This window comes from Marinobacter sp. ELB17, from assembly GCF_000169375.1.
GTDB lineage: Bacteria > Pseudomonadota > Gammaproteobacteria > Pseudomonadales > Oleiphilaceae > Marinobacter.
Genome location: NZ_AAXY01000031.1, coordinates 1 through 26,212, shown reverse-complemented (window position 1 = coordinate 26,212; position 26,212 = coordinate 1). Strand labels below are relative to the sequence as shown.

The following is a 26,212-nucleotide window of genomic DNA, read 5'->3' as shown; positions in this document are numbered from 1 at the left end:
CGCGGCATCACTGTCTGTATCGCGTAAGCAATCAAAATCGTCCTCTGACAACACCGGCAAGTCTCCGTTCGGATAGTCGGCGCTTACCTTGCGCAAGGCTTTGCACATTATTTCCATACGATCGTCTACCGCGTGCATGTGATCGAGCAGCGAACGCATTGCCCGCGCCAGAGGGTCTGGCATTTCTTCGGTAACGCCATAGGCATCAAAGCCCATGCGCTCTTCCATTTCCCGGCGCCGCGAGCTTCGCTCGTCTTTGTCTTTTTCAATCACGCGGCCCGGTATGCCAACAACGGTTGCGCCAGCTGGCACCGCTTTTGTGACCACGGAGTTGGAACCCACTTTGGCACCGGCGCCTACTTCAAAGGGCCCCAATATTTTGGCTCCGGCGCCTACGACCACCCCGTCACCAATGGTCGGATGGCGCTTGCCCTTATTCCAACTGGTGCCGCCCAGGGTAACGCCTTGATACAGCGTAACATCGTCACCAATGACCGTGGTTTCACCAATAACCACACCCATACCGTGGTCGATGAAAAAGCGCCGACCAATGGTGGCACCGGGATGAATCTCGATACCCGTAAACCAACGCGTAAGCGTAGAAAGGGTACGGGCCAGCCACTTCAGGCCCACCCCCCATAACCAGTGTGCCACCCGATGCAGTAAAAGTGCGTGCAGGCCAGGATAGTTGGTCAGAACTTCAAAGGTATTACGCGCAGCGGGATCGCGGCGGAACACGCTGGCGATATCTTCTCTTAAATGTCTAAACATGACTTTTGCCTTGGTCCTGCTCCGGCGCTTGTGGCCCGGTACCGGAGGTTGATTGCTCGATTCCCGAGGCGCCTGCTGTTTTTTGAACGGCCGACAAAACACCTCTCAGGATATTAACTTCCATCTGGTCCATTTTCGCTCGCTGGAACAACCTGCGCAGACGCGCCATCAGTTGGCGCGGTTTGTCCCGGCGATGGAAATCGATTTCTTCCAGCACCTGCTGCAAATGGCCAAAAAAACCTTCGACATCGCCAACGCTGGCAGGAGCAACGTCCCACCCGGCGTCACCAGGCTGCGCAATCCGCTCTAAATAAGGCCGCCGGGCATCTGATTCAAGGCCCTTCAGATAACTCATACGCAATTCATAACACATGACCTGAACCGCCATCGCCAGATTCAATGAGCTGTAATCCGGATTGGACGGAATATGAATATGATAGTGGCAACGTTGCAGTTCCTCGTTGCTCAACCCATGATTCTCTCGGCCGAACACCAGCGCTACTGTGCCTTGGCCGCAATGACTGGCTGCCGCAGTTGCGGCCTGATCCGGCGGCATCACTGGCCAGGGCACCTTGCGCCCGCGAGCGCTGGTGCCCATCACCAACACGCAATCTGCCAGTGCTTCATCAAGGCTGCCCACCACGGTTGCAGTGTCCAGAACATCCGATGCTCCGGCGGCTCGAGCGTACGAAGTTTCATCCGGGAACGATCGCGGGTTCACCATCCACAGATTTCCCAACCCCATATTTTTCATGGCTCGCGCTACCGCACCAATGTTGCCAGAGTGGGAGGTTTCCACCAGAACAATACGAATTCGGTCGTTGTAGGTGTCGGGTGAGCCCAGCGGGCGCGACGGTTTGTGCATGGTAACGGCCTGTCAGCAAAATTAGGCGGCAATAATAACAGATAAATCACGAAAGCCGGCGGGCAACCCGTGTGTCAAATGGCTATTATCCGTGCTTGTGCGGAGTCTAAAAACAGACAAAGCGCACACCGACTGCTATGATACGCGGCCTTCATACACCTGGATAATGATTACTCAGATGCAACCAGCGATTAAAATGGCCCTGCGCGTTGCGCGCCAGGGGTCGGACTACCTGAAAGCACATTTCGAGCGCCAGGAACCCAGCGACAAAGACAACAGCGAGCGTGAGCGTCAGCTGGATCGCGTCGAACAGGCCATTTACGATAATTTCGTAGAGCAGCTCGAAAAAGCCTATAAAGACCACAACATTGCTCCCCTGAACGAAGCGGATGCTGGCACCTATGACAAAAGCTGGCACATCTTTCCGGTTCTGGGTCGCGACAATTTTCTGCGAGGTATTCCGGAATTTGTTCTGGCACTGGCCCAGAAAAAGAACAACCGGATTGAGAGCCTGCTGATTGTTAACCCAATCACTGGCGAAGAATACTCGGCCAGCCGCGGCCACGGTGCCGCACTGAACAGCCGCCGGGTGCGGGTATCAGAAGTGCGCCAGCTAACCAGCGCGGCTCTGGCTACTAACGTTTTGGACCAGGCACGAAAAGACGACAACCCGCAGCTTTGGGGCGAAATAGCCACCGTTCTGGCGACCAACTCACGCATTTTCCGTACATCCGGATGCGTAGTGCTGGATATCGCACGGGTATCGGCCGGCCATCTGGACGCAGTGATTGCCTTTCGTCCGGAAGGCGCCGAACTGGACCTGGGCGTTGCCTTGGCCATGGAGTCGGGCGCCCTGACCGGGGACTTCTTTGGCAACCCATCGGCCAGTAATGCAAAGCAGCTGATTGTAGCTAACCCCAAGCTGTTTCGTGAATTGCTGAAGGAACTGCATCCGTTCCGCGGCCGCTTGCCCCGCTAAAGCGAACTTGCCCTGCTAGCAAGGCAAGCACAAAAAAACCGCCAATCCTTTCGGGACTGGCGGTTTTTTATGCTTGCGAAACCGCTGCCGATAAACAGCCCCTATCAAAAGATCTACATACGGTTCAGCCATTCTGGGGGCTTCTCGTCTTCATCCTGCCCGACCACACCTTCCTTCACCGGCAGGATCAGATCTTCACGAGACACGCCGAGCGCAATCAGCAGGTTCGCCGATACGTAGATAGATGAGTAGGTACCCACCACCACGCCGATAATCAGCGCCAGAGCAAATCCGTTGATCGCCTCACCACCAAATACGTAAAGCGCAATCAGCACCACTAGCGTGGTGCCGGAGGTATTGATAGTACGGCTGATAGTCTGGTGAATGGAAGTGTTGATCACCTCCCATGAGTCCCCTACCCGCATGGTGCGGAAGTTTTCCCGGATACGGTCCGCCACCACAATAGTGTCGTTCAGCGAGTAGCCGATGATGGCCAACAGGGCGGCCAGAACCGTAAGATCAAAGGTCCATTGAAACAGCGAAAAAATACCCAGCACAATAATGACGTCGTGAGCCAAGGGCAACACGGCAGCAATACCGAATTTGAACTGAAAGCGCATGCCAACGTAAATCAGCACCACCAACAAGGCAATCAGCATACCCAAACCGCTGTCCTCTTTCAGTTCTTCGCCCACTTGGGAGCCGATAAACTCCGAACTGATCAGCTTCAGCTCAGCTCCGCCCGCGGTTAAGGTGCTGGTAATCTCTTGGGCCAGCATATCGTTACCCGACTCTGACAGCCGCACCAGAACCGTTTTGTCAGAACCGAAATTCTGCACCACAAACTGCTCATAGCCGGCGTCACTCAACGCTGTGCGTATCTCAGGCAGAGCTGGCGCCTGCTGGTATTCAAATTCCACCGACGTGCCGCCGGTGAAATCCATGCCGAAGTTCAGCCCGCGCACCGCCAACAGGCCGATAGCGAGCACCAGTAGAGTAATCGAGAGTATCGTAGCAATCTTCCGAAAACCCATAAAATCAAACGGTTTTTCCTGAGCGTCATGCATTAGCCTGCTTCCCTCCGATCGAAAGTTTTTCGACCCTGCGGCCACCATAAACCACATTGACGATACTGCGGCTGACCAACAGGCCAGAGAACATCGATGTCATAATGCCCAGGCTTAAGGTAATCGCAAAACCTTTCACCGGGCCGGAACCCATGGCAAACAAAATAAGCGCCACCAGCAAGGTTGTGATGTTAGCGTCAAAAATGGAGACAAAAGCCCGCGAGTAACCGGCGTTTATGGCCAACTGGGGCGCGGTGCCGGCTTTAAGCTCTTCCCTTATGCGTTCAAATATAAGGACGTTGGCGTCTACCGCCATACCCACCGTTAAAACGATTCCAGCGATACCCGGCAGCGTCAGCGTGGCCGACAGAATCGACATGCAGGCTATCAGTAGCATCAGGTTCAAGGTTAGCGATACGTTGGCAATAAGCCCGAAACCGCGGTAGTAAAGCGCCATATAAATCAGCACCAGCACAAAGCCCAACAATACCGACATCATACCGGCGTCGATATTTTTCTGACCCAAGCTTGGGCCAATGGTTCGTTCCTGCACAAAATACATGGGCGCGGCCAGTGCACCGGCACGCAGCAGCAGTGCCAGCTCCGACGCTTCCGGAATCGAGTCCAGACCGGTTATACGGAAGCTCGCACCCAGCGCAGACTGCACCGTAGCCAGGCTAATGATACCTTTATCCACTACCCGTTTTTCTTCGGTGACCACTTCGCCGTCAACCATACGGTTTTCGGTTTCGGTGCGGAACTCAATAAACAGCACCGCCATACGCCGGCCAACAGCGTTGCGAGTGGCGCGGTTCATCAAATCGCCGCCCACAGAATCCATAGTTATGCTGACTTGTGGCTGTCCGTTTTCATCGAACTGCTGCTGAGCATTCGCCACGTTGTTACCCGTGGCAATGAGCTCACGCTCTAGGCGTGCGGTGCGTTCGGGCGTATCGCGAAAACCAAAGGCTTCTATGCTGCCGGCTGGCGTGTCTGGCCGCGCTTCCATCCGGAATTCCAGATTCGCGGTTGCACCCAGCACGCGTTTGGCTTGCGCGGTATCCTGAACACCCGGCAATTCAACGATAATGCGACTGGAACCTTGGCGCTGCACCAGCGGCTCGGCCACACCCAATTCGTTGACCCGGTTACGGATGGTGGTCAGGTTCTGCTCAAGGGAGTATTCCTGGATGGAACGCACTTCAGCGTCCGACAGGGTCAAGGCAATTAAGCGCTCATCACCACGGGTGCGCTCATCCATTAAAAACTGAAGGTACTGACGGCGAATCAGGGTGAAGGCCTCGGCGCGGGATTCGTCATCGCGAAAGCTGAGAATAATTTCCCGATCGCCTTCCAGTTCACCACCGCGGTAGCGAATGCGTTCTTCACGCAGTTCACGTTTGATTTGCCCGGACAACGCCTCCATGCGCTGGCTGACGGCGGTCTCCATATCCACTTCCAGCAGGAAGTGAACGCCGCCGCGCAAATCCAGGCCCAACTTCATTGGACCGGCGCCCAGACTGCGCAACCAGCCCGGAGTAGAAGCGGCCATATTCAGCGCGACCAAATAGTCGTTACCCAGTATCGCTTGCACTGCAGGGCGGGCCTGAAGCTGATCTTCGCCGCTGGTTACCCGAATAAGCGCATCACGATCCTGCAAACTGCTACTTTTTACCTCAATACCCTGGGACTCCAGAGCCTGCACCGCACGTTCCAGAACGCGTGCGTCAACTTCGGTACTGCTACGGGCACCGGTAACCTGAACGGCAAAATCATCCGGGAACAGGTTGGGAAGTGCATATATAAAACCGATTGCCAGGGCAACCAGAATAATGAGGTTTTTCCAGAGCGGATACTTGTTAAGCATGGGGTTCCTATAAGCCGGGCTGGCGCCGACCGTGGTGTTTCAGCCAGATAGAACCAGCCTGGCTAAAAAGCCCGGCTGAACGTCCGTTGGCGCGACTCAGATATCTTTCAACGAGCCTTTTGGCAAAGCACCGGAAACCGCTACTTTTTGGATACGAACTGAAACGTTGTCGGCCACTTCCAGAACAATAAAGTCATCAGACACTTTGGTGATCTTGCCAACCATACCGCCAGAGGTAACCACTTCGTCGCCTTTGTTCAGGCCAGACATCAATGACTTGTGCTCTTTGGCGCGTTTGGACTGCGGACGCCAGATAAGGAAGTAAAAAATCAGAATAAAGCCGGCAAAAAAGATAACCTGCCCCATAACGCCCATGCTACCGCCGGCCGCGTCCTGCGCCATTGCCAGCGTGGGGGCCAGTGCCAGCAGTGCGGCAACGAGTAATTTGATCGATTTCATGCATTTTCTCCGTTAATTGAGTAATAAGGTGTGAACAATAGGTTCAGACGCCGCTAAGCTCGGGCACTGTTGCGCCGCGCAAGGCGTAGAACTCGGTTACAAAGTTGCACAATGTACCTGCTTCAATGGCCCCACGCAATCCACTCATCAGGTTCTGATAATAGCGTAAATTGTGAATGGTGTTCAGCTGCGAAGCGAGCATTTCTCCACACTTATCCAGATGATGCAGATAACTTCTGGAAAATTTTTGGCAGGTGTAACAGTCACAACTGTCATCCAGCGGCGCCGTGTCGTGGCGGTTTTTGGCGTTGCGAATCTTAACAGTACCGGTAGCAGTAAACAGATACCCGTTGCGGGCGTTGCGGGTAGGCATTACGCAATCAAACATATCCACACCGCGACGCACTGCCTCTACTATATCCTCAGGGCGGCCTACGCCCATCAGGTAGCGGGGCTTGTCCGCCGGCATTTTTGGTGGCAAGTCGTCCAGAATGCGAATCATGTCCTCTTTGGGCTCACCCACCGACAGCCCACCAATGGCGTAACCGTCAAAACCGATGTTGGTCAGGCCGTCCAGCGATTGCTGGCGCAGGCCTTCGTACATTCCGCCCTGCACAATACCGAACAGCGCCGCCGGATTCCCCTCATGGGCATTCTTGCTGCGGGCCGCCCAGCGCAACGACAACTCCATCGAATCTTTGGCTTCTTTCTCGGTAGCCGGGTAAGGCGTGCATTCGTCAAAGATCATCACGATGTCAGAACCCAGGTCGCGCTGCACCTGCATCGCAATTTCCGGGTTCAACTCCACCGGCGAGCCATCCACGGGAGAGCGGAAAATCACGCCCTGCTCGGTAATTTTGCTGGTTTCGCCCAAACTAAACACCTGAAAGCCGCCAGAGTCGGTCAGAATCGGCCCCTGCCACTGGGTAAAATCGTGCAGGTCGCCGTGGGCTTTGATCACTTCGGTGCCAGGGCGCAGCATAAGGTGAAAGGTATTACCCAAAATGATGTGGGCGCCAATTTCCTTGATGTCACGGGGCAGCATGCCTTTCACTGTGCCATAAGTACCAACGGGCATGAACGCCGGCGTTTCCACCACACCGCGGGGAAAGGTCAGGCGACCACGGCGCGCACGGCCGTCTTCACCCAGTTTTTCAAAGCTCATGAAACAGGCGTCAGTCACCGGGTTTCTCCGTGAAATTCTTGTGTTTCGGGGCCGCCCTGCGGCTCCGTTGCAGAATGCTGCAGCATGCCACGGCTGGGCACTTGTCCGGTAATGAACATGGCGTCGCCATAGCTGAAGAAACGATAACCTTCGCGCACGGCTTCTTTATAAGCGCCCATCACGTTTTCGTAACCGGCAAAGGCACTGACCAGCATGATCAGCGTAGATTCGGGTAAATGGAAATTGGTAATCAGTGCGTCTACGGCCTGGAAGCTGTAACCGGGGTAAATAAATATGTCAGTGTCGCCAGTAAACGGGCGCAGGGCGCCATGGCGACTGGCTGATTCCAGCGAGCGCACCGAGGTGGTGCCCACGGCAATCACTCGGCCGCCACGGGCGCGGGTACGAGCCACTGCATCTACCGTGTCCTGACGCACATGCACCAGTTCATGATGCATTACGTGATCTTCCAGTTTGTCCACCCGCACCGGCTGAAAGGTGCCGGCGCCAACATGCAGGGTCACAAACGTGGAGTCTACGCCCATCGCTGCGAGCTTCTGCAGCAGCGCTTCATCAAAATGAAGGCCGGCGGTTGGCGCGGCAACCGCACCTGCCTCGCGGGCATAAACGGTTTGGTAACGCTCCCGGTCAGACGCTTCATCCGCGCGATCAATATAAGGTGGCAGGGGCATATGGCCCAGACGATCAAGAATATCCAGCAGTGATTCGCTGCCGTCAGCCTGCAACTCGAACAATGCATCGGCGCGGGCAATAACGTTCAACGCAGTCCCGTCTTCCAACAATACCTGCTGCCCGGGCTTGGGGGATTTTGACGCGCGCACGTGGGCCAGCATCTGCTGATCGCCGGTAATGCGCTCCACCAAAATTTCTACCGAGCCGCCGGTTTCTTTTTTTCCGAACAGGCGCGCCGGAATCACCTTGGTGTTGTTGAACACCAGCAAATCACCAGGCTGCAGAAGATCGGGTAGGTCTGTGAAACGGCGATGATTCATATCGCCAGACAGACCATCAAGGCAAAATAGACGGGAAGCAGAGCGTTCACTCAACGGATAGCGGGCAATCAGCTCATCCGGTAAGTCAAAACGAAAATCTGAGACATTCATGAAAAGGACTATGCACGAAACCGCAGGGTGCGGCTTATAAATATATGGTAGCGGCGGGCGGACTCGAACCGCCACACTATCACTAGCAACGGATTTTGAATCCGTCGTGTCTACCAATTCCACCACGCCGCCATCAGAAGAGGGGCAAGTATACTGACGTTGAGCCTGAAATCAATGACAAAAGCAGAACAATTGCCCTGCCCCGGCAATAATTCACAAACGGTCAAACAAAGACAGCTGAGATACACGTGCAAACGATTGTTGTGCCGCCTGCAATACAAAGCTCTGAAAGCTCAACGTGCTGATAGCCTCCGCGTAATCAATGTCTTGCAGCTGAGAGCGAATCTCTTTGCTGTAGAGTGCGGAATCTTCCAGAAACGCCTGGGTGGATTCCACCGAATTCATTCGCCCACCCAGTTCGGTCTGCTTTAAAATAAAACTTTCCTGAGCGTTATCCAGGTTGGCCAGCGAGCTGGCGATCAGATCGTTGTAGGCGTCTGACCCTGCGCTACCGCTTTTGCTCAAGTTATCCAGGCCGCTGATTAGGTTTTCTATGGTTTTGAATACTGACTGTTTTTCGCCGGTTTCGATGGTGAATACATCGTTTACCACCGCATCTGTTAGGGTGAATTGCACGCCGTTCACCGTGACCGGCTCGCCGGGCTCAAAGGCGACAGACTGGGTAACCCCATCCTTATCCACATACTGCAATTGATTTGGGGCTGAGATAGTCAGCTCCAGAGATGCCAAACCGCCAGCCTGTAAATCCGAACGATTAATCACACTGATACTGTTAATTCGCCCATCGGGAGGCGGCACTGGAAGAGGGAGAGGGCCGGTTAGCCCCCCACTCGCCGTCGCAGGAATACGGTCAAAAATGCCTTTACCGTTATCGCTGATGGCCACAGTGACGCCGTCATCAATTTCCAGCATCCGTTGCCCTTCGTCGCCCTGATACGTCCATTCACCGGCTTCTTTAGCGTAAGCCGGTGAGCCGCCCTGAAAACCACTAAAAATATATTCACCAGAGGCGTCCTGGGTATTGGCCGTTTGTGCCAACTGCTGCAGGCGCTCATTCATTTCCGAGCTGATAGACAGGCGATCGCTGGCCGACAGCGAGCCGTTACCAGCCTGCACCGTTAATTCACGCACGCGCTGCAGAATGTCCAGGGAGCTTGAGATGGCGCTTTCTTCCTGGCCCAGCCGGTTGTTGGCCAGTTGCGCGTTGCGCTCGTAGGTTTCGATGCGCTTCACTTCCTGATCGAGCTTCAGAATACGCGCCGCCGCGACCGGGTCGTCTGACGGCCGGTTAACGCGCTTACCGGTGGCAATCTGCTCATCGGTTTTGTTCAGCTGCGCGCTCAGATCCTGCAGCCGGTTGATACCGCCGGAAAAGATTTGTTGTGAAGATATTCTAATCATCTCGCATTACCTTTTTGAACCTTACCCGTTTTAGCGGAAGGTTTGCAGCAATGTGTTGAACAGGTCCTGTGCAACAGTAATCACCTTGGCCGACGCGTTGTAAGCGGCCTGGTACTGAATTAATTTGCCGGCTTCCTGATCCAGATTCACCCCGGAAACAGACTCGCGCTGATTGGACGACTGCTCCAGCAGGGTCTTTCCCGCCTCCAGATCCAGCTGGCTCTGGCGCGTTTGCACACCCACATTTTCCACCAGCCCGGCGTAGCCTTCGGCGAAACTCTGGCTGCCGTTGTTGAGTCTGTTTTTTGTGCCAAACGACGCTAGAAACTCGGCGTTGCGGTTGTCAGATACGCCGTTTGTGTTGAATTCGATATCAAAAATGTCACCCACCTTAGGCTGCCCGGTCACGTTAAACTGGAAGCCTTGGTAGCTGGGATCTGAAGCAACCTCGCTGAACAGATTTTCACCGGCTACATACGAGGCGTCGGTGACAATGTTGGCGCCGCCGCTATTGATGGTATAAGTTAGGCCGCCCGAGGCGTCCTCACCAAACGTTACTGTTGTTGAACTGCTTACCAATCCAGTCAGGCTAAAAGCAGGTAATAACGCATCGGTATCCGGGTCACGCACCGCCAGCATGGTTCCCTGGCTGATAGCACCAGTACCTTTGTTATCTTCCCTGCTTGCTGCTCGCACCGGGCTGGCGAACGCTAGGTCTTCTTCACGTCGAACTTCCATAGCAATGTCAGCAGCGCCGTTGCGCGTGGGCTGAATTTGAAAGCGGTCACCTGCATTTAAGGCACCTCCGTCATAACGGATAGTAAATCCGGGCATAACGATTTCATCTTCGGTCACTGAAAAGTTGCCATTGACCACACTGCCGGTGCGCTCATTAACAAGCTCGTAGGTGTCGCCTGCTCCGAGTTTCAAGTCCCAGGTGCCAGCAGCCAACATAGAGCTGTCAGTTATTTCCACCGCCAGCTGAGTGTTGCCAGGAGTCTGGTTATTGGCGTTAGGAACCACTCGGCTGGCCTGCAGAGCAGAGCTATTAAAGTCTTTAAAAAACAAACCACCCAGCTCACCTTCCAAATCCATACCAATTTGATGCTGGCTGTTCATAGAATCGGCGAGCGCAATGGCAATACGGCCGAGCTCGTCAAACGCCGGCGCTAATGCCTGCTGCTGAAAGTATCTAAGGCCGCCCAGTTTTCCACCCTCAATCTGGCTGTCGATGTTCACAACCCGACCACTGGTGCCCAGCGTAAACTCCAGCATTAAGGGGTCAGAAGCACTGGGCCGGGTGCTCAGCTCTGCAGCAATGTTGCCTATAACCAGGCCCTGGCCGTTGTTCAGGGTGACGTTCACCTGCGCGCCTTCAGTTGGGCTGATTTTTATGCTGACCAGCTCAGACAGCTGACGCAATCTTTCATCACGCTGGTCCAGAAGATCGTTAGGCATTCTGCCCTGGGCAAGGCCGGGGGATTGGGATATCGCCGAGTTCAGATCGGCAATACTGGCAATCAACCCGTTGGCGTCTTTAGCGCCCTGCTGCATCTGGGTTTTGACCGATTCGCGCTGCTGAATGAACTTTTCATTGAGCGCAGAAAAGCGGTTTACCACTTGCTGGCCTTCACTTATTACAAGCTGGCGCTGGGGCAATGAAGTAGGGTCTTCAGCAGCGTTCTGCAGACTGGCAAAAAAGTTATTCAAGGCTTTGCTGAGGCCCGTAGATTCGCCACCCAGCAGGTTGTCCAACCGGCTTAGCTCGTTGTTCAAGGTTCTTTGCTCGCCCTCCAGGCTAGAATCCTCACGGATTTGCTGCGTCAGGTATTCGTTTGCCAGGCGGCGAATGTTTTCCACGTTGACGCCGGTGCCAATACTGCCGGCGCCGGTGCGCTGCGGTGTCTGAGCGCCAAACTGCACGTCCTGGCGGCTATAACCCGGTGTGTTGGCGTTGGTGATGTTATTAGCGGTGGTGTTCAGCGCAGCCTGGCTCCCGAGTATGCCGCTTAAACCAATGCCCAGTAATCCTGCCATTGCGTTTACTCCCCGACCTCAGCTCGGCCCATGGAAACCGTCATCAGAGAATCACGGTTCATGATGCTGCGAATTTTCTCAGCGTAATTCGGATCGGTGGCGTAACCGGCCTGCTGCAGTTTTTCAGCAAACTGGGCGGGTTTGTCGGCCACGGCCAACACGTCCCGATAGCGCGGGTTAGATTCCAGAAAATCAACGTAGTCCCGCAAACTGGCTTCGTAATCAGCATAGGCACGGAACTCCGCTTGCTCTTTCATCGGTACGCCTTCGCGGAACTCAGTGGTGGTGATGGCAACCGAATCACCCTGCCAGCGCTGATCGGCCTTTATGCCAAACAGGTTATAGCTGGGACTGTCGCCCTTACCTTCAATCATGTGTTTGCCCCAACCGGTTTCAAGCGCGGCCTGGGCCACCATAAACCGTGGGTTAATGCCGCTGTCTTTGGCGATGCGTTGCGCCATGGGCAGCAGGGCTTGTACGAACTGTTCCGGAGATTCAAAGCGCGCGGGCAATGGCGCGTCGTCCTGGGAGCCATCAGCCATAACCGGCAAGGCTTCAGCTAGCTGTTGCACACTTTTAACTTGCGCTGGCAGCCGTGGTGACAAAGGCGGCACGCTGCGATCGTAATCGGCCAACGTCGCTTTTTGATCGGCCAGCGGGCTACCGTCAGATCTCATACCGGGTACTTGCGGGCTGAGCTGGCGCACCAAAGCGTCCGCCAGGCCGGTACCCTGGTTGCCAGCCATCGACAGGCTTATCTGATTGTCGAACATATCCCGATAAGCCTGGCTCTCGTTGGTGTTCAGGTAGTTGCCCTCCGCCATCACATCACCAGCTTTGCGCATAGACTTGAGCATTTCCGCCAGAAACAGGCTTTCAAATTGCCGCGCCACTTCCCGCAGCGCCGACTCCTTGTCGGTACGGGCCTGGGTTTTCAGCGCGTTCAGGCCTTCAAAGTCGGTGTAGACATTGGCCTGTTGAATCCGGTAGTCCTGCATCGTTCTGCCTCTGCTGCTCTAGATAACGATCAGCTCGGCGCGCAGTGCACCGGCCTGTTTTAATGCTTCCAGTACCGCCATTACATCACCCGGAGCCGCACCCACCTGGTTTACCGCCTGAACGATCTCGTTCAAGGTAACCGCAGGACCAAACTTGAACATGCGAGCCGGGTCTTCGGTCACCGCAATCTGAGAGTCTTGCACCACTTCGGTGTTGCCAGCCGCTAACGGATTAGGCTGCACAACATTTGGGTTTTCCTGAATAATCACCGTCAGGCTGCCGTGGGTGACCGCAGCCGCGCTGACCTTCACATTCTGGCCCACCACAATGGTGCCGGTGCGGCTGTTAATGACCACCTTGGCGGCGGCTTCAGCCGGATTCACTTCAATATTTTCCAGAATCGACAAAAAGCTGACTCGCTGGGAAGCATCCCGCGGGGCGCGCACAGAAACAGAGGTGGCGTCGTGGGCGTAAGCCATATCCGGGCCCAGATTGCCGTTGATGGCTTCAACAACCCGACGGGCGGTGGTGAAGTCTGAGCGCAACAGATTAAACGTAACGGTATCGCCATTGTTAAATGGCGATACCACTTCGCGCTCGACGGTGGCGCCGTTGGGGATCCGACCGGCGCTGGGAATGTTAACGGTAATACGCGAGCCGTCCAGCCCTTCGGCGCCAAAGCCGCCGACAATCAGGCTGCCTTGAGCGAGCGCATACACGTTGCCATCAGCGCCTTTCAGCGTGGTCATCAGCAGGGTGCCGCCGCGCAAGCTTTTGGCGTTGCCGATAGACGACACAGTAATGTCGATTTGCTGACCGGGCTTGGCAAACGGCGGAATGGTAGCGTTCACTGTCACCGCAGCAACGTTCGCAAGTTTTGGATCAACACCTTGCGGCAGAGTAACGCCAAACTGGTTCATCATGTTACGGAAGGTCTGATTAGTAAATGGCGCTTTGTCGCCGCTGCCGGCCAAGCCAACCACCAGCCCATAACCCACCAATTGGTTGTCGCGCACACCTTTGATGCGGGCCAAATCCTTTAGCCTGTCAGCCATCACCGGCGAAGCCACCATTAACGCCATTAACGCTATAGCCAGACATTTGCGCACATTCGCTTTACACAGGCTCACTTTGAAAAAATTCGCGTTGAAAAGGTTCACAGAGGCCACCATTCGCTGTTGAAGAAACGCCCCATCCAGCCCATCTGGTTGGCTTGGTCAAAATCACCGGTGCCACCGTAAGCAATGCGGGCATCGGCAATTCGGTTAGACGCCAGAGTATTGTCCGGCTTGATATCTTGCGGCCGCACCAATCCTGTCAGGCGAATGTATTCTTCGCCATTGGTCAGCGACAGCCACTTTTCGCCACGAATGCGTAACACGCCGTTAGGCAGCACTTCGGTCACGGTCACGGTAATACTGCCGGCCAGGCTGTTGCTTTGATCAGCCTCGGCGGCACCCTCAAAATCTCGCTGTTGTTCGATAGCCGTTGCCAGCCCCAGCTGGTTTCTACCCAATATGTTGGGCTCGGTCAGGCTGATGTCACTGTCTTTCGAGATACTGGTTTCCGCGTTTTTGCTGGCGCGGGTAGACTCGCTCAAGGTCACCGTGAGCACATCGCCCACGTTGAGCGCCACTGTATCGCCGTAAAAATTGTAATTGCGGCTAATCTGGTAAATAGAACCGGTTTCGAGATCGCGCTGCATCATCGCCTGGGCCCGCACCGGAGCGTATTCCGGGTCATCCGGCATGGCACGGGGCCGGCTCATGGCAGTGCAACCCTGAAGCACCGCCAGCACCAGAACCAACGCAACGCTGGCGCTGCGGCGGAACTGTAAAAAAACGGTGTTAGCTGTCATAGCGAAACCTCTGGCCGGCAACAACCGGCATTAACCAATATTATTGGTGATAAACTGCAGCATCTGGTCAACAGTCGATACTACTTTCGAGTTCATTTCATAGGCGCGCTGGGTGGTAATCATATTCACCAGCTCTTCCACCACTTCCACGTTGGAAGACTCAATAGAGCCCTGCTCCAGCGAGCCCAGCCCGGCCAGGCCCGGTTCACCTTCGGTCGGGTCGCCACTGGCATTGGTCTGCTTGAACAGGTTATTGCCAATCGCCTGCAGACCCTGCGGGTTAATAAAGTCCACCAGGGTTATCTGGCCAAGGTTGATGGGAGCGGCCTGATCGTCGGTGACTGCGGTTACAGTGCCATCGCGACCGATGGTCACATTAGTGGCGTTTTCCGGAATGTTGATGTTGGGCTCCAGGGCGTAGCCGCTCGGATTCACCACGTCGCCATCGGAGTTCAGCTGGAACTGGCCGTCACGGGTATAGGCTGTCTGGCCGTCTGGCAATTGCACTTGCAAGAAGCCGCGACCGTTAACCGCCATATCCAGTGGCTGCTCGGTTATCTGCAAGTTGCCCTGGGTAAACTGTTTGACGGTACCCACAACCCGCACACCGGTACCCAACTGCAACCCGGAGGGTAATTCGGTGTTCTGCGTGTTCAAGCCACCGGGTTGGCGTTTCACCTGATACAGCAGATCCTGAAACACCGCGCGGTCGCGCTTGAAACCGGTGGTGTTCACGTTCGCCAGGTTGTTAGAAATGGTGGACATGTTGGTGTCCTGCGCGCTTAACCCGGTTTTACTGACCCATAGTGCTGGATTCATTTTTATCGCTCCCTACCGTCAGACTGTTGTGGATGGCGGCGAAATCTTGCCGCTTTCCCGCCCGCCGGCGTGTTGTTTCAAGTTTTGATATAAGTGCTATCAAAGGTTCTGCAATAGCCGTGCCGCTGCTTCAGAATTTTCTTTGGCGGTGCTCATTACTTTCACCTGCATTTCGTACTGCCGCGAAAGCTGCAGATTGGAAATCATTTCGGCCACCGCGTTTACGTTAGAGCTTTCCAGAAAGCCACCGGAAACCCGGGCGTTGGCATCAGCCGGTTCACCACCACCAAGCGCCTGATCGGGCTTGCGACGTATAAAGCCATCCGGGCCTTTTTCCAGGGCCTGTGTCGGCGGCGTTACCAGCTTGAGCCGGTCCACCTCCACCAACTGATCGGGAGGCCCGCCCACCGGAACAATAGACACGGTGCCGTCGGCACCAATCTCAACGTTATCAAAAGGCGGCAAAGCCACCGGACCACCATTGCCCAGCACCATTTCACCGTTAGCCAATCGCAACAGGCCATTTACATCTATCTGCAAAGACCCACTGCGAGTGAACACTTCTTCACCCAGGTTGTTTTGCACCGCCAGCCAGCTGTCGCCTTCAATCGCCACATCCAGTTTCCGCCCGGTTTCCATCAGTGCGCCCGAAGACAAATCGGTACCCGGGCGCTCAGTCATGGCGTAAGCGCGTGTAGGGTGATGCCCGCCAAACACCGGCATACTGCGGGCCTGGGCGAAGTCTTTTTTGAAACCGGTGGTGGTCACGTTAGCCAAGTTGTTGGCGTGTGCGCGCTGGGCCAGCATGTTCTGCTTGGCACCGGACATTCCGATATAAAGGGCTTTGTCCATGAGGAAGGCTCCTGCCGGATATTTGACTGTTACCAGTCTTCAAGCAGGAGTCGTGCCAGTTTGAGTGGCAACGAAATAAGAAAATCTCAGGAGTAAGCAGAACCGGGCCTTATCTGGCCCGGTTCTGCTAAAAGCACCTTGGCGGGCGCGTGATTGCTTACCTCAGGTTGATGATGGTCTGGGTGACCGCATCCGAGGTTTCAATGGTTTTGGCATTCGCCTGATAATTACGCTGGGCAATAATCAGGTTCACCAGTTCCGCAGACAGGTCTACGTTGGATTCTTCAACTGAACTGGACTGAATCGCACCCAACGTGCCGCTGTCGGGCCTGCCAATAACCGCTTGGCCAGATTCGAAGGTTTCCACCCAGCTGGTATCACCTGACGGTGACAGGCCGTCGGTATTATTAAAGCTGGCCAAAGCCACCTGCCCCAGGGATTTCGACTGTCCATTCGTGTAGCGGGCAAAAATCACGCCTTGCTGCGAAACGTCCAGCCCCGACAGCCGGCCGGTGGTAAAACCATCTTGGCGTTGATCATTGACACCGAAGTTGGCGCCATATTGAGTGGCGCTACCCAAATTCAGATCAAACGCCGCGCCGGCCCCAGACGCTGCTCCATTCGCGTTTAAATCCCCATCTTTTGGCACCCAGTTAGCGATTGAAATTACGCCATTTGCATTGCTATCAGCAGATGCCAGATTTCCACTTTGGTCAAACACCAATTCATACGGCACGAAATTAGGCGGTGTCGTTGTAGAACCAGCTGCACCGCCAACTGCTTCGCCATCTATCTGCAGATGTAACAACCAATTGCTCTGAGAACCACTTGCTGGAGCCTGTTTAGTATAAAACTGCGTGACCTCGTGGGGATTTCCCAAACTGTCAAAGATGTTGGTTGCTGTAACGTGATTGTAAGTAGTCGGATCTAACGGGTCGAACGGAATAGGCGGAGTTGCAGTGAGCACTTGCTCCCGCGCATCCAGATTAAGGTCTGTACGCAGGTTGGTGGTGCGCTGCGGCGACAGGTTATCACTCCCTATTTGCAAGTCGTCACGAATGCCCGACAAGTTACCGGCGGCGTCCGCAACAAAGCCTTGCACCCGCATATTCTGGTTGTTCACCACAAAACCGTCTTTGTCGGTACCGAACTGGCCAGCGCGGGAATATCGCAGCTCGCCGCCATTGTTCAACACGAAAAAGCCGTCGCCATCGATAGCGAAATCCAATCCGTTATCCGTAAAGCTGACGTTACCCTGGCCAAAGGACTGTTTGACGCTCTGCACACTAATCCCGTCGCCAACCGGAGCGTTGCCAGAGCTTAGAAAGCCATTGGCGTATAAGTCTCCAAACTGCACACGGCTGCCTTTAAAGCCCACTGTACTGGCGTTTGCAATATTATTGCCGGTTACGTCCAAGTCTACCGCCGCCGCCCTGAGGCCGCTTAATCCTGTGTTAAATGCCATGATCCACCCCTGCTGACGCCGGTATTAATTAATTTGTTGAACTTGCGACAGGTCAATAGAACCCATGCCCGCAAGATTCAGAGAAATAGAGCCGCCTTTACCCAAAGATACGCTGTCGACGTTTGCGCTCATCATGGTACCCAGCTGCTGCGAACCACCGGGATAGGCCCCGGAAGCCACTGCAAAATAAGAGCCTTGCGGCAAAGCACTGCCGTTGCCGTCTTTACCGTCCCACGTGAACTTGGCAGAACCGGGGGGCTTGCCACCCAATTCCATCTGCCGCACCAACTCACCCGAACCGTTCAATATCGACACCTGCACGCCACCGGTTGAGGCAGGCACATCAACGGTTCCGTTAACCTCGCCGCTGGCACCAAGCATCGCCAAATCCGACGCCACCAACACGGTTTTGCCAACCATGGCGGAGGCCTGCAGAGCCTTGGTAGAACGGAATTCGCCGATCACGCTGTCTACGTTGCCAGACAACTTCTGCATTTCTTCCAGCGAACTGAATTGCGCCAGTTGGGAAATGAATTCGCCGTTGTCTTGCGGATCCAGCGGGTTCTGATTCTTCAACTGGGCCAGCATCAGCTCCATGAATTCATTTTTGCCCAGCTCGCCTTTGCCGCTTGCCGACTGCTGTTTCAGCTGGTACTGGCTTAGGACATCCGTTGCCTGGCTTGCGTTTACTGCACTCATGATTGATTACCGCCTGTTAGTTCTGGCCCAGAGTTAAAATGCGCTGCATCATCGACTTGGCAGTGTTCATGATGTCTACATTCATCTGGAAGCTGCGGGAAGAGGACATCATATCGGCCATTTCTTCTGCCACATTTACATTGGGGTAGTACACATAGCCGTCTTCGCTAGCAGCCGGGTGGTTGGGCTCGTAGCGCATCTGCAGATCGGCATCGCTTTCGACTATGCCTTCCACCCGCACACCGGCACCGCCTTCTGCCCCGGAACCGAACGCCGGCTGATTGCCGTTTAACAGCGACTGCTGAACCGCCGCAAACACAGGCTTACGGGCGCGGTAGGTTTCACCGGTGCTGGAACTGGCAGTTTCGGCGTTGGCAATGTTAGAAGCTGTGGTGTTTAGCCGCAGCGATTGCGCAGTCATACCGGAACCGGCGATGTCGAAAATGTTACCCAGTGACATAAAAATCTCCTGTGTTCACCGTGTTGACTGCGGCTTACTGGCCCGTCAGCGCTTTGCTAATCCCGCTGAATTTGCTGCTAAGAAACTGGAAGCTGGCCTGGTAGTCCATGGCGTTGCGCATAAAGCGGCTCTGTTCCTGCTGGGCGTCTACCGTATTGCCGTCTACCGAAGGCTGATGCGGTGTGCGATACAACAAATCATTGTCGCCTAAAGAGCCGGGCGCACCGCCACCTTCGGTTATATGGCCGCTGTTGGTGGTGTTCATGCCGAAGCCGCTAGCGTTACTCTGCGCTCGCTTCATTATCGCCTGGAAGTCGATATCACGGGCCTTGAAGCCCGGGGTGTCAGCGTTGGCCAGATTATTGGCCAGAATTTCTGCGCGCTGAACCCGTGCCTGAAGGGCGTATTGGTGAATACCCAGTGCACTGTCGAAATTGATTGCCATACTGCCTCCGCAATTCTGTGCCGGCGGTTAACGAAAGATTGCCGGTTTCAGGTGTATGAAGAGTTAAAAGCAAGTGCGATGCCAGAATGGTGAAAACTACGGAAATTTTTGTCTTAACAGGATTGCAGCGTTGTTTTTAGGCTTTGAACGGCTAAACACCTCTAAATAACGTCGGTATTGAGCGGCTCGAACAACGCAACACCCACGCCACTGCAAAAAAACGGCAAGCAACTGCCCTCAAGGCACTCGCCAATCACAGCGTTTTTGCCGCCCGGATGTGAGCAGTTAGCGCAACGGCAGCGTAAAGTGTCTAGACGCCATTTTCGTCGACCACCTTTAGCTGACCACTTTCCGCAAACCATCTTGGAGCAAGCCCGTGGCCAAAATCTGCATCTTCCCTATTCCCGGGTGCGTCACCTTCCCCGGTACTGTGTTTCCGCTGCACGTGTTTGAGCCGCGCTACCGCGCGATGATTCAACACTGCCTGGAAACCGAAACCCTATTGGCTATCTGCCACACCGAAAAACAGTTAAGCCCGGGCAAACAAGCAGAGTCCCTGGAGCAGGCGCTAAGCTCTAATCAGGCCACCTATCGGCCCTACGACGTATTCAGCGCGGGCCGCTGCGAACTTGTGGAAACCATGGAAGACGGCCGCCTGCTGCTGAACGTGCACATACAGCAGCGCTACCGGCTCGATCAGCAGCTTCAGCAGTTGCCGTATCAGATCTATGAGTGCATAGAGTTTAGTGACCAACCGCTCAGCGACAGTGAAACCCGCGATTGCGCCGAATTGCGGGATAAAATTCTGCACCGGCTGGTCGCTTTGGGCCACGGCGACCCGGCGATTCGAAAATCCGTAAAACAACTGGCGGAATCAGAAGAATGGCAGGCAAAAACCGACGGTCAGTTCAGCCTGGCGCTGTTTGGCGTGGTGCACTTTGAGCCTGAGCTCATGCAGAAAATTCTGGAAATGGATTCAGCGCCCCAGCGCCTGGCCTACACGCTGGAGCTACTGAACGACCTCTGAAGGGTACTTTGACGAGTGCGCTAAGAAGATTGCTCTAATGAATGCCTTAAAGAGCGCCCTGGCGGGCGCTCTTTAAGGCACATAGGCACTGGCTACTGCGGCCAGCGCGACACAAACGCCGCCGGTTCAAGACGCGGCACCGCAGGCTTGGCACAAACAACGCTGCCCGTATAAATAAAGCCAATCACCGATTCCTGCTCGTTCAAACCCAACGCCTTTGTAACCGCCGGATTATAAGCCGGCGACCCGGTTCGCCACATGACACCAAAGCCCGCATCCTGAAGCGCCAGCTCGAGCAAGGTGGTGCTCGCGGCAGCGGACAAAACTTGCTCGCTGGCCGGAATTTTCGGATGTTCAACCGGTGACGCAATCGCAATAATCACCATAGGTGCCCGAAGCGGACTTTTGCGAAGCTTTGCCAGGATTTTTTCATCGGCTTCCGGACCGTAGGTGTCTGCAAACAAATCGCCCAAGCGCTCAAGGCCTTCGCCTTCCACCACCAAGTAACGCCAGGGCCGCAAAAGACCATGATCTGGCGCTCGCGCCGCGCAGGCAAAAGCCCGCGCCAGAACGCCCGGCCCCGGTGCCGGTGCTTGCAGGCGCGGCTCGGAACTTCGGGCAAGAATAAAATCGCTGATAGCCGTCATAAAATCCTGTCAGGTGTTAAAGTAAAGCCTTGTTATAGCACTCAATGGTGACAATCAAACATTGCTGTTAGGCTGAGTGCCTTTGTGTAAAACCAACAATTAAAAGCGACATGGAGGCTACTGTGAGCGCACCAAAAATCTTTCATAGCTTTGCTGAATTCTATCCCTTTTACTTAAATGAGCACCGTAACCGAACCTGCAGGCGATTGCACTTTATTGGCAGCTCACTGGTGCTTGCCGTCATAGCCTGGGTGGCTGTGTCTGGCAATCTGCTTTGGCTGCTGGCGCTTCCAGTGATCGGATATGGCTTCGCCTGGATAGGCCATTTTGGCTATGAGAAAAATCGCCCTGCTACATTTCGCCACCCCCTATATAGCTTGATGGGCGACTGGGTTATGTTCAAAGACATGCTGACAGGAAGGATTCGATTCTGAAATGATCAGAGCACCTGCCAACATTCGCGATACCAGAACAACCCCCGCTAACGCTATTGACACCGCTGAAGGAACACCGTCAACGACCGTGCCTATCATGCCAGACTATCTTGGCCGCACGCTGGGTTACGCCGCCATGGCCGTCATTATGATCGCCGGTATTGTCGAAGGGCTCCACTCAGTGTGGCTCTTTGGTATGGCCGGATTTGCGATGGTATGGCCCCACCTGGCCCAGCTGTTTTCACTGGACGCGCGCAAACGCAACTCACCCACCATTCGCCAACACCTGTTGCTCATAGATTCTGCCATTTCCGGGGTGTTTATCGGAAGCCTGGGGCTGATAAACATTTCCGCCGCGACCATTGCCTTAATGGTGATGTTCACCTGCTTTGTGGTGGGTGGCTTAAAGCAGTGGGCCTGGGGCAGCCTTATGCTTTCTGCGTCGGCGCTGGCCGTGTTCTTTCTATTCAACCCTGGCTATGCCATCACCCTGCCTCCCCTTGCAGATTTGCTGGCGGTGATCGTAGCCGGTGTTTACATTTGCGCAACCGCTCTGTTTTCCCACCAGCAAGCCAAAGCCCTGCGCCACGCCACCTTATTGATTCAAGCCCAGCGTGAGCAGTCCATCGCACTGTCGCAAAAATTGTCGAAGTACATGTCGCCGCAAGTATGGCAAACCATTTTTACCGGCCAGCGGGATGTACGCCTGGAAACCCAGCGCAAAAAGCTAGCGGTTTTTTTCTCCGATATTCAGGGCTTTACCGAGCTATCGGAAGAAATGGAACCGGAAGCCTTGACCGATGTGTTGAATCACTACTTCAATGAAATGTCGCAAATTGCCCTCAAGCACGGCGGCACCATCGACAAGTTTGTGGGCGACTCCATCATGATCTTTTTCGGCGACCCCACCAGCCGTGGTCAACGGGAAGATACGCTGGCCTGCGTGTCTATGGCCATCGACATGCGCAAACACATGAAAATACTGCGCCAGAAGTGGCGCAGCCAGGGTATCAAGACACCGCTACAGATTCGTATGGGCATCAGCACCGGCTATGCCACCGTTGGCAACTTTGGCGCCGAAAATCGCATGGATTACACCATCATTGGCAAGGAAGTGAACCTCGCCAGCCGGCTGGAGCATCTGGCACAGCCCGGTGAAATTCTGGTAACCCACGAAGCCTTTTCGCTGATTAAAGACAGTATTATGTGCCGCGATAAGGGCGAGGTAACGGTTAGGGGCTTCAGCAGGCCCATTGCGGTGTATCAGGTGATCGATTATCGCTGCGACCTGGGCCGCAACCGCAGCTTTCTGGAACACGAACACAGTGGCTTTACCCTGTATCTGGATTCGGAAAAAGTGAGCGAAAACGACCGAATCGCCATACTGCGGGCGCTAGACGAAGCCTCTAGCCGCTTGCGCCATCAGCGGGACTAGGCCGCGCAAACGCGACTCATAAAAAGCTACTGACGTATCAGGCGCGGGCCGGAATTGGCGTCAGCACGGGTACTGCGCCACGGATTAATATCCAGGCCGCCGCGGCGGGTATAACGGGCGGTTACCGTCAACGCTTGCGGTTTACAATGGCGCATCAGATCCGTGAACAGAGTCTCTACGCAGTGCTCGTGAAAATCCTGCTTCTGGCGAAAGCTCACGATGTAACGCAACAGGCCAACCCGATCCAGTTTCGGACCGGTATAGTCAATTAATACCGAACCCCAGTCTGGCTGCCCGGTTACCGGGCAATTGCTTTTCAACAGGTGTGAACACAGTTTTTCGCTAACGATCTTTGTACCGGTTACAAGGGACTCCGGCGCGTAGCTGTAAACCACATCGGTCAAAGGTTCGTCATCAATCAGCTGATATTCTTGTGGCCGTCCCTGGGCCAGAGCGCCTTCATCAACGCTGTGCAGGGTCACCCGAACCGCGGCGCCAGAGGCTGACGACAAGTCTGCAACAATCACTTCGCAAACCCGCTCAGCACTGGCGTATACGGTCTGGTTCAGTGAATTCATATACAGCTTCAGCGATTTAGACTCAACCAACTGCGGCGATTCTGCCGGAAACTCGATTTCCGCCCAGGCCACCGCCGGCACGCCGCCAGGGCGCAGCCAAGACACTTCCCAAGCCTGCCATAAGTCCCCGCCAAACCAGGGCCAGCGACCGTCTTCCAGGCCTATACGCTGGCGGTTGTGCAACCGCGGAATCGGAAACAGCTGGCCGGGATCGTAGGTGTCCGGGTATTCGCTGGTTTTCCCCAGCGGCGCGTTATCAAGTGCCATAAATTTTCCTGAATCAATTACGAATGCCTTTGCCACGGCGCAACAAGTTCAATGCAACCGCCGCCAACACCACAATAAACAGCAGAATCATACCCAGAGAGACAAACGGATTCACGTCTGACACACCCAGAATGCCGTAGCGAAAGCCATTTACCATGTACAGAATCGGGTTGGCCATAGACACCGCGCGCCAAACGTCCGGCAGCAGATTAATGCTATAAAAAACGCCACCCAGGTAGGTCAGCGGTGTCAGGATAAAGGTGGGCACAATGGAGATATCATCGAATTTTGTCGCCAGCATGGCGTTGATAAAACCGCCCAGGGAAAACAGCGCCGAGGTCAGAAACACCGTAACCACAACCATTAGCAGGTTGTGAATTTGCAAGTGGGTAAACGCCAGCGATACCAACGTCACAACCACTCCAATGCCCAGGCCGCGAGCCATACCGCCACACACGTAGCCGGCCAGAATCACCCAGTTTGGCACCGGCGCCACCAGCAGCTCTTCAATACTGTGCTGAAACTTCATCGAAAAGAACGACGACACCACGTTGCCGTAGGAACTGGTAATAACCGCCAGCATAATCAGGCCCGGCACAATAAACTGCATGTAGTCGAAGCCGTCCATCTTACCAATGCGGGAACCAATCAGATTGCCAAAAATAATAAAATACAAGGTCATGGTGACCGCCGGCGGCAACAGGGTTTGTGGCCAGATGCGGGTAAAGCGGCGAATTTCACGACTCAGAATTGTATAAAATGCGGTCCACAGAGCGTGCGGTGTCATAACTGCGCCTTTGGATCGTTGTCACTGTTGTCGGCGTTGGCTTCAACCATGCGTACAAACAGCTCTTCCAGGCGGTTCGCTTTGGTGCGCATGCTGTCTACCTCGATGCCCTGCTGTTGCAGCTGCACGAAAACCTGATTCAAACCTGACCCTTTTTGCACATCCACTTCCAACGCACCGTCTTTATCAAAGCGGCGAACATAACCGTCGAGCTGGGGCAGCTGTTGATGACCACCGGCAAGATCCAGTACAAAGGTTTCCACACTCAGTTGCTGCAGTAACTCGCGCTTGCTGGTGTTTCGTAGGATCTGGCCGTGATCAATAATGGCGATGTTGCGGCACAGGGCCTCGGCTTCTTCCAGGTAATGGGTCGTCAGAATAATGGTGGTGCCATTGCGGTTCATTTCTTGCAGAAACGTCCACATAGAACGGCGCAACTCAATATCCACGCCCGCGGTGGGTTCGTCCAGAATCAACAGGCGCGGTTCGTGCACCAGCGCGCGCGCAATCATCAGGCGCCGCTTCATGCCGCCAGAAAGCGTGCGCGACGGAGTATTGCGCTTATCCCATAGCCCAAGCTGTTTCAGGTATTTCTCGGCAGAGATCAGAGCCTGCTTTAGCGGAATACCGTAATAGCCGGCCTGAGTGGTCACAATATCCAGCACTTTTTCAAACTGGTTAAAGTTGAACTCCTGGGGCACCACGCCCAAGTTAAGCTTGGCCGCCGACAGCTCGGTGTCCATATCATGGCCAAACACTCGCACCTGCCCGGCGGATTTATTCACCAGCGATGACACCACCCCCAGGGTGGTGGATTTACCGGCGCCGTTGGGGCCTAGCAACGCAAAAAAGTCGCCTTTGGCCACTTTGAGGTCAATACCTTTAAGGGCCTGAAAACCATTGCCATAGGTTTTGGTCAGGCCCTGAATTTCCAGAGCGTAAGCCATAGACATTCCTGACAGAAAAACATGGGGCTGAATGCGGGAACTGCGTGACTGGATACTACGTCACTTTTTATAGACTGCGTGCCGTATCGCTTGTTAAAGCGCACGGCAGGCTTAATCGGGCAGGAATATTAACCGTTATGGGTTGCTGTCGGCAAACTGTAAACCGTAACCGTCAGGGGTTTTACGCCGCACCACCATGTGCAAAATCGGAGCCGCTATCGGCAAGCCCTGCACTTGAACGGTCACTTTGTCCCCAAGTTGAGGGGCAAATTGTTGGTCTTCAATCGCAATAAACACGCCGCCGTCAGATATGTCGCGGGTACCAAACACAAAGTTGCCCAGGGTTTCGTGCTCAACTTTCACAGTCGCACTCATGGATGTACGCAAGTGTTCGCGGCGGTCATCTGGGGTCATAAAACTTGCACCAAGGCTGAGGGCTATTGTTTCCATGAAGAATACCACCAAATTTCTCAAAGTATAGACAGACAGCATTGACTATCCAGGTAATACAAATGATAATGGTTTGCGTTTTTAATATTCATTCACCCATTCCTGACAGAACCATACTCCCCCCAACCGAGGTTGCCATTATGCGATTGAAACTTGCTGCCACAGCTGCCATTGCCCTGACCGCCATGCCCATGGCCGCGTTTGCTGACGGCGAAGTAAACATCTACTCCTACCGCCAGGCTTACCTGCTGGAACCTCTGCTGAACGCGTTTGAAAAAGAGACCGGC

26 protein-coding genes, 1 tRNA gene and 2 pseudogenes are annotated in these 26,212 nt (G+C 54.7%); 5 read left to right on the top strand and 24 right to left on the bottom strand.

Features of this window, described 5'->3' with window-relative positions:
- Positions 1–9: 9 nt before the first annotated feature.
- Both cysE and trmJ read right to left on the bottom strand, forming a co-directional pair.
- Positions 10–771: pseudogene (gene cysE, locus MELB17_RS20220) on the bottom strand (serine O-acetyltransferase); the annotation flags it as partial.
- Positions 764–1,636, bottom strand: a complete 873-nt coding sequence (gene trmJ, locus MELB17_RS20215) for a tRNA (cytosine(32)/uridine(32)-2'-O)-methyltransferase TrmJ (protein WP_007352207.1) — start codon at positions 1,634–1,636, stop codon at positions 764–766. The pseudogene cysE and the gene trmJ, both read right to left, overlap by 8 nt.
- 178 nt (positions 1,637–1,814) lie before the next feature.
- Between trmJ and MELB17_RS20210 the strand changes: the two genes are divergently transcribed.
- Positions 1,815–2,615 (top strand): inositol monophosphatase family protein, encoded by an 801-nt coding sequence (locus MELB17_RS20210; protein ID WP_036185713.1) that lies wholly within the window; start codon positions 1,815–1,817, stop codon positions 2,613–2,615.
- A 113-nt stretch (positions 2,616–2,728) separates the two neighbouring features.
- Here MELB17_RS20210 and secF read toward each other — a convergent pair whose 3' ends face one another.
- The 17 genes from secF to flgB all read right to left on the bottom strand — a co-directional run bounded on the left by secF (position 2,729) and on the right by flgB (position 19,353).
- Positions 2,729–3,682 (bottom strand): protein translocase subunit SecF, encoded by a 954-nt coding sequence (gene secF / locus MELB17_RS20205; protein ID WP_007352205.1) that lies wholly within the window; start codon positions 3,680–3,682, stop codon positions 2,729–2,731.
- The gene (gene secD / locus MELB17_RS20200) at positions 3,675–5,549 is read right to left on the bottom strand and encodes a protein translocase subunit SecD (protein WP_007352204.1); all 1,875 of its coding nucleotides are present in this window, start codon (positions 5,547–5,549) and stop codon (positions 3,675–3,677) included. The genes secF and secD overlap by 8 nt, the downstream gene beginning before the upstream one ends.
- Positions 5,550–5,645: 96 nt before the next feature.
- Positions 5,646–6,008 (bottom strand): preprotein translocase subunit YajC, encoded by a 363-nt coding sequence (gene yajC / locus MELB17_RS20195; RefSeq protein WP_007352203.1) that lies wholly within the window; start codon positions 6,006–6,008, stop codon positions 5,646–5,648.
- Between the two features lie 43 nt (positions 6,009–6,051).
- Positions 6,052–7,173 carry a tRNA guanosine(34) transglycosylase Tgt gene (gene tgt, locus MELB17_RS20190; RefSeq protein ID WP_007352202.1) on the bottom strand — a complete coding sequence of 374 codons (1,122 nt, stop codon included), beginning with the start codon at positions 7,171–7,173 and terminating at the stop codon, positions 6,052–6,054.
- A gap of 14 nt (positions 7,174–7,187) precedes the next feature.
- Complete coding sequence (gene queA / locus MELB17_RS20185) at positions 7,188–8,297, bottom strand: tRNA preQ1(34) S-adenosylmethionine ribosyltransferase-isomerase QueA (RefSeq protein WP_007352201.1); 1,110 nt, start codon at positions 8,295–8,297, stop codon at positions 7,188–7,190.
- A 45-nt stretch (positions 8,298–8,342) separates the two neighbouring features.
- Positions 8,343–8,429, bottom strand: a tRNA-Leu gene (locus tag MELB17_RS20180).
- A gap of 81 nt (positions 8,430–8,510) precedes the next feature.
- Positions 8,511–9,719, bottom strand: coding sequence for a flagellar hook-associated protein FlgL (flgL, locus tag MELB17_RS20175; protein WP_007352200.1), 1,209 nt, complete (start codon positions 9,717–9,719; stop codon positions 8,511–8,513).
- A 30-nt stretch (positions 9,720–9,749) separates the two neighbouring features.
- A complete protein-coding gene (gene flgK / locus MELB17_RS20170; RefSeq protein ID WP_007352199.1) occupies positions 9,750–11,756 on the bottom strand; it encodes a flagellar hook-associated protein FlgK in 2,007 nt (668 codons plus the stop codon).
- A 5-nt stretch (positions 11,757–11,761) separates the two neighbouring features.
- Positions 11,762–12,754, bottom strand: coding sequence for a flagellar assembly peptidoglycan hydrolase FlgJ (gene flgJ / locus MELB17_RS20165; protein WP_007352198.1), 993 nt, complete (start codon positions 12,752–12,754; stop codon positions 11,762–11,764).
- An 18-nt stretch (positions 12,755–12,772) separates the two neighbouring features.
- Positions 12,773–13,837: a flagellar basal body P-ring protein FlgI gene (locus tag MELB17_RS20160; RefSeq protein WP_264673253.1), complete on the bottom strand. Its 1,065-nt coding sequence runs from the start codon at positions 13,835–13,837 to the stop codon at positions 12,773–12,775.
- A 74-nt stretch (positions 13,838–13,911) separates the two neighbouring features.
- Entirely contained in the window at positions 13,912–14,613 is a 702-nt protein-coding gene (gene flgH, locus MELB17_RS20155; RefSeq protein ID WP_007352196.1) for a flagellar basal body L-ring protein FlgH, read from the bottom strand.
- A gap of 30 nt (positions 14,614–14,643) precedes the next feature.
- Complete coding sequence (gene flgG / locus MELB17_RS20150; RefSeq protein ID WP_007352195.1) at positions 14,644–15,432, bottom strand: flagellar basal-body rod protein FlgG; 789 nt, start codon at positions 15,430–15,432, stop codon at positions 14,644–14,646.
- 99 nt (positions 15,433–15,531) lie between these two features.
- On the bottom strand, positions 15,532–16,284 hold the full coding sequence (locus tag MELB17_RS20145; RefSeq protein ID WP_007352194.1) for a flagellar basal body rod protein FlgF: 753 nt from the start codon (positions 16,282–16,284) through the stop codon (positions 15,532–15,534).
- 157 nt (positions 16,285–16,441) lie between these two features.
- Positions 16,442–17,749: a flagellar hook protein FlgE gene (gene flgE / locus MELB17_RS20140; protein WP_007352193.1), complete on the bottom strand. Its 1,308-nt coding sequence runs from the start codon at positions 17,747–17,749 to the stop codon at positions 16,442–16,444.
- A 24-nt stretch (positions 17,750–17,773) separates the two neighbouring features.
- Complete coding sequence (locus MELB17_RS20135; RefSeq protein ID WP_007352192.1) at positions 17,774–18,448, bottom strand: flagellar hook assembly protein FlgD; 675 nt, start codon at positions 18,446–18,448, stop codon at positions 17,774–17,776.
- A gap of 16 nt (positions 18,449–18,464) precedes the next feature.
- Positions 18,465–18,908, bottom strand: a complete 444-nt coding sequence (flgC, locus tag MELB17_RS20130) for a flagellar basal body rod protein FlgC (protein ID WP_007352191.1) — start codon at positions 18,906–18,908, stop codon at positions 18,465–18,467.
- A 34-nt stretch (positions 18,909–18,942) separates the two neighbouring features.
- The gene (gene flgB, locus MELB17_RS20125; RefSeq protein WP_007352190.1) at positions 18,943–19,353 is read right to left on the bottom strand and encodes a flagellar basal body rod protein FlgB; all 411 of its coding nucleotides are present in this window, start codon (positions 19,351–19,353) and stop codon (positions 18,943–18,945) included.
- A gap of 376 nt (positions 19,354–19,729) precedes the next feature.
- Between flgB and MELB17_RS20120 the strand changes: the two genes are divergently transcribed.
- A complete protein-coding gene (locus MELB17_RS20120) occupies positions 19,730–20,380 on the top strand; it encodes an LON peptidase substrate-binding domain-containing protein (protein WP_007352189.1) in 651 nt (216 codons plus the stop codon).
- A gap of 92 nt (positions 20,381–20,472) precedes the next feature.
- Here the strand turns inward: MELB17_RS20120 and MELB17_RS20115 are convergent, their stop codons facing one another.
- A complete protein-coding gene (locus tag MELB17_RS20115; RefSeq protein ID WP_007352188.1) occupies positions 20,473–21,027 on the bottom strand; it encodes a nitroreductase in 555 nt (184 codons plus the stop codon).
- A gap of 110 nt (positions 21,028–21,137) precedes the next feature.
- Between MELB17_RS20115 and MELB17_RS20110 the strand changes: the two genes are divergently transcribed.
- Together MELB17_RS20110 and MELB17_RS20105 are read left to right on the top strand one after the other, a co-directional pair.
- Positions 21,138–21,461: an Mpo1-like protein gene (locus MELB17_RS20110; RefSeq protein WP_007352187.1), complete on the top strand. Its 324-nt coding sequence runs from the start codon at positions 21,138–21,140 to the stop codon at positions 21,459–21,461.
- A gap of 1 nt (position 21,462) precedes the next feature.
- Positions 21,463–22,896: an adenylate/guanylate cyclase domain-containing protein gene (locus MELB17_RS20105; protein WP_007352186.1), complete on the top strand. Its 1,434-nt coding sequence runs from the start codon at positions 21,463–21,465 to the stop codon at positions 22,894–22,896.
- Between the two features lie 26 nt (positions 22,897–22,922).
- On the opposite strand, the gene queF is transcribed toward MELB17_RS20105, so the two are convergent.
- From queF to MELB17_RS20085, 4 genes are all read right to left on the bottom strand, one after another.
- Entirely contained in the window at positions 22,923–23,741 is an 819-nt protein-coding gene (gene queF / locus MELB17_RS20100) for an NADPH-dependent 7-cyano-7-deazaguanine reductase QueF (protein ID WP_007352185.1), read from the bottom strand.
- 13 nt (positions 23,742–23,754) lie between these two features.
- A complete protein-coding gene (locus tag MELB17_RS20095; RefSeq protein ID WP_007352184.1) occupies positions 23,755–24,528 on the bottom strand; it encodes an ABC transporter permease in 774 nt (257 codons plus the stop codon).
- Entirely contained in the window at positions 24,525–25,475 is a 951-nt protein-coding gene (locus tag MELB17_RS20090; protein ID WP_007352183.1) for an ABC transporter ATP-binding protein, read from the bottom strand. Before MELB17_RS20090 ends, MELB17_RS20095 begins: the two co-directional genes overlap by 4 nt.
- Positions 25,476–25,610: 135 nt before the next feature.
- Positions 25,611–25,889, bottom strand: a complete 279-nt coding sequence (locus MELB17_RS20085; RefSeq protein ID WP_036185717.1) for a PilZ domain-containing protein — start codon at positions 25,887–25,889, stop codon at positions 25,611–25,613.
- A 176-nt stretch (positions 25,890–26,065) separates the two neighbouring features.
- On the opposite strand from MELB17_RS20085, the pseudogene MELB17_RS26230 reads away from it, so the two are divergent.
- Positions 26,066–26,212, top strand: a pseudogene (locus MELB17_RS26230) (iron ABC transporter substrate-binding protein); the annotation flags it as partial.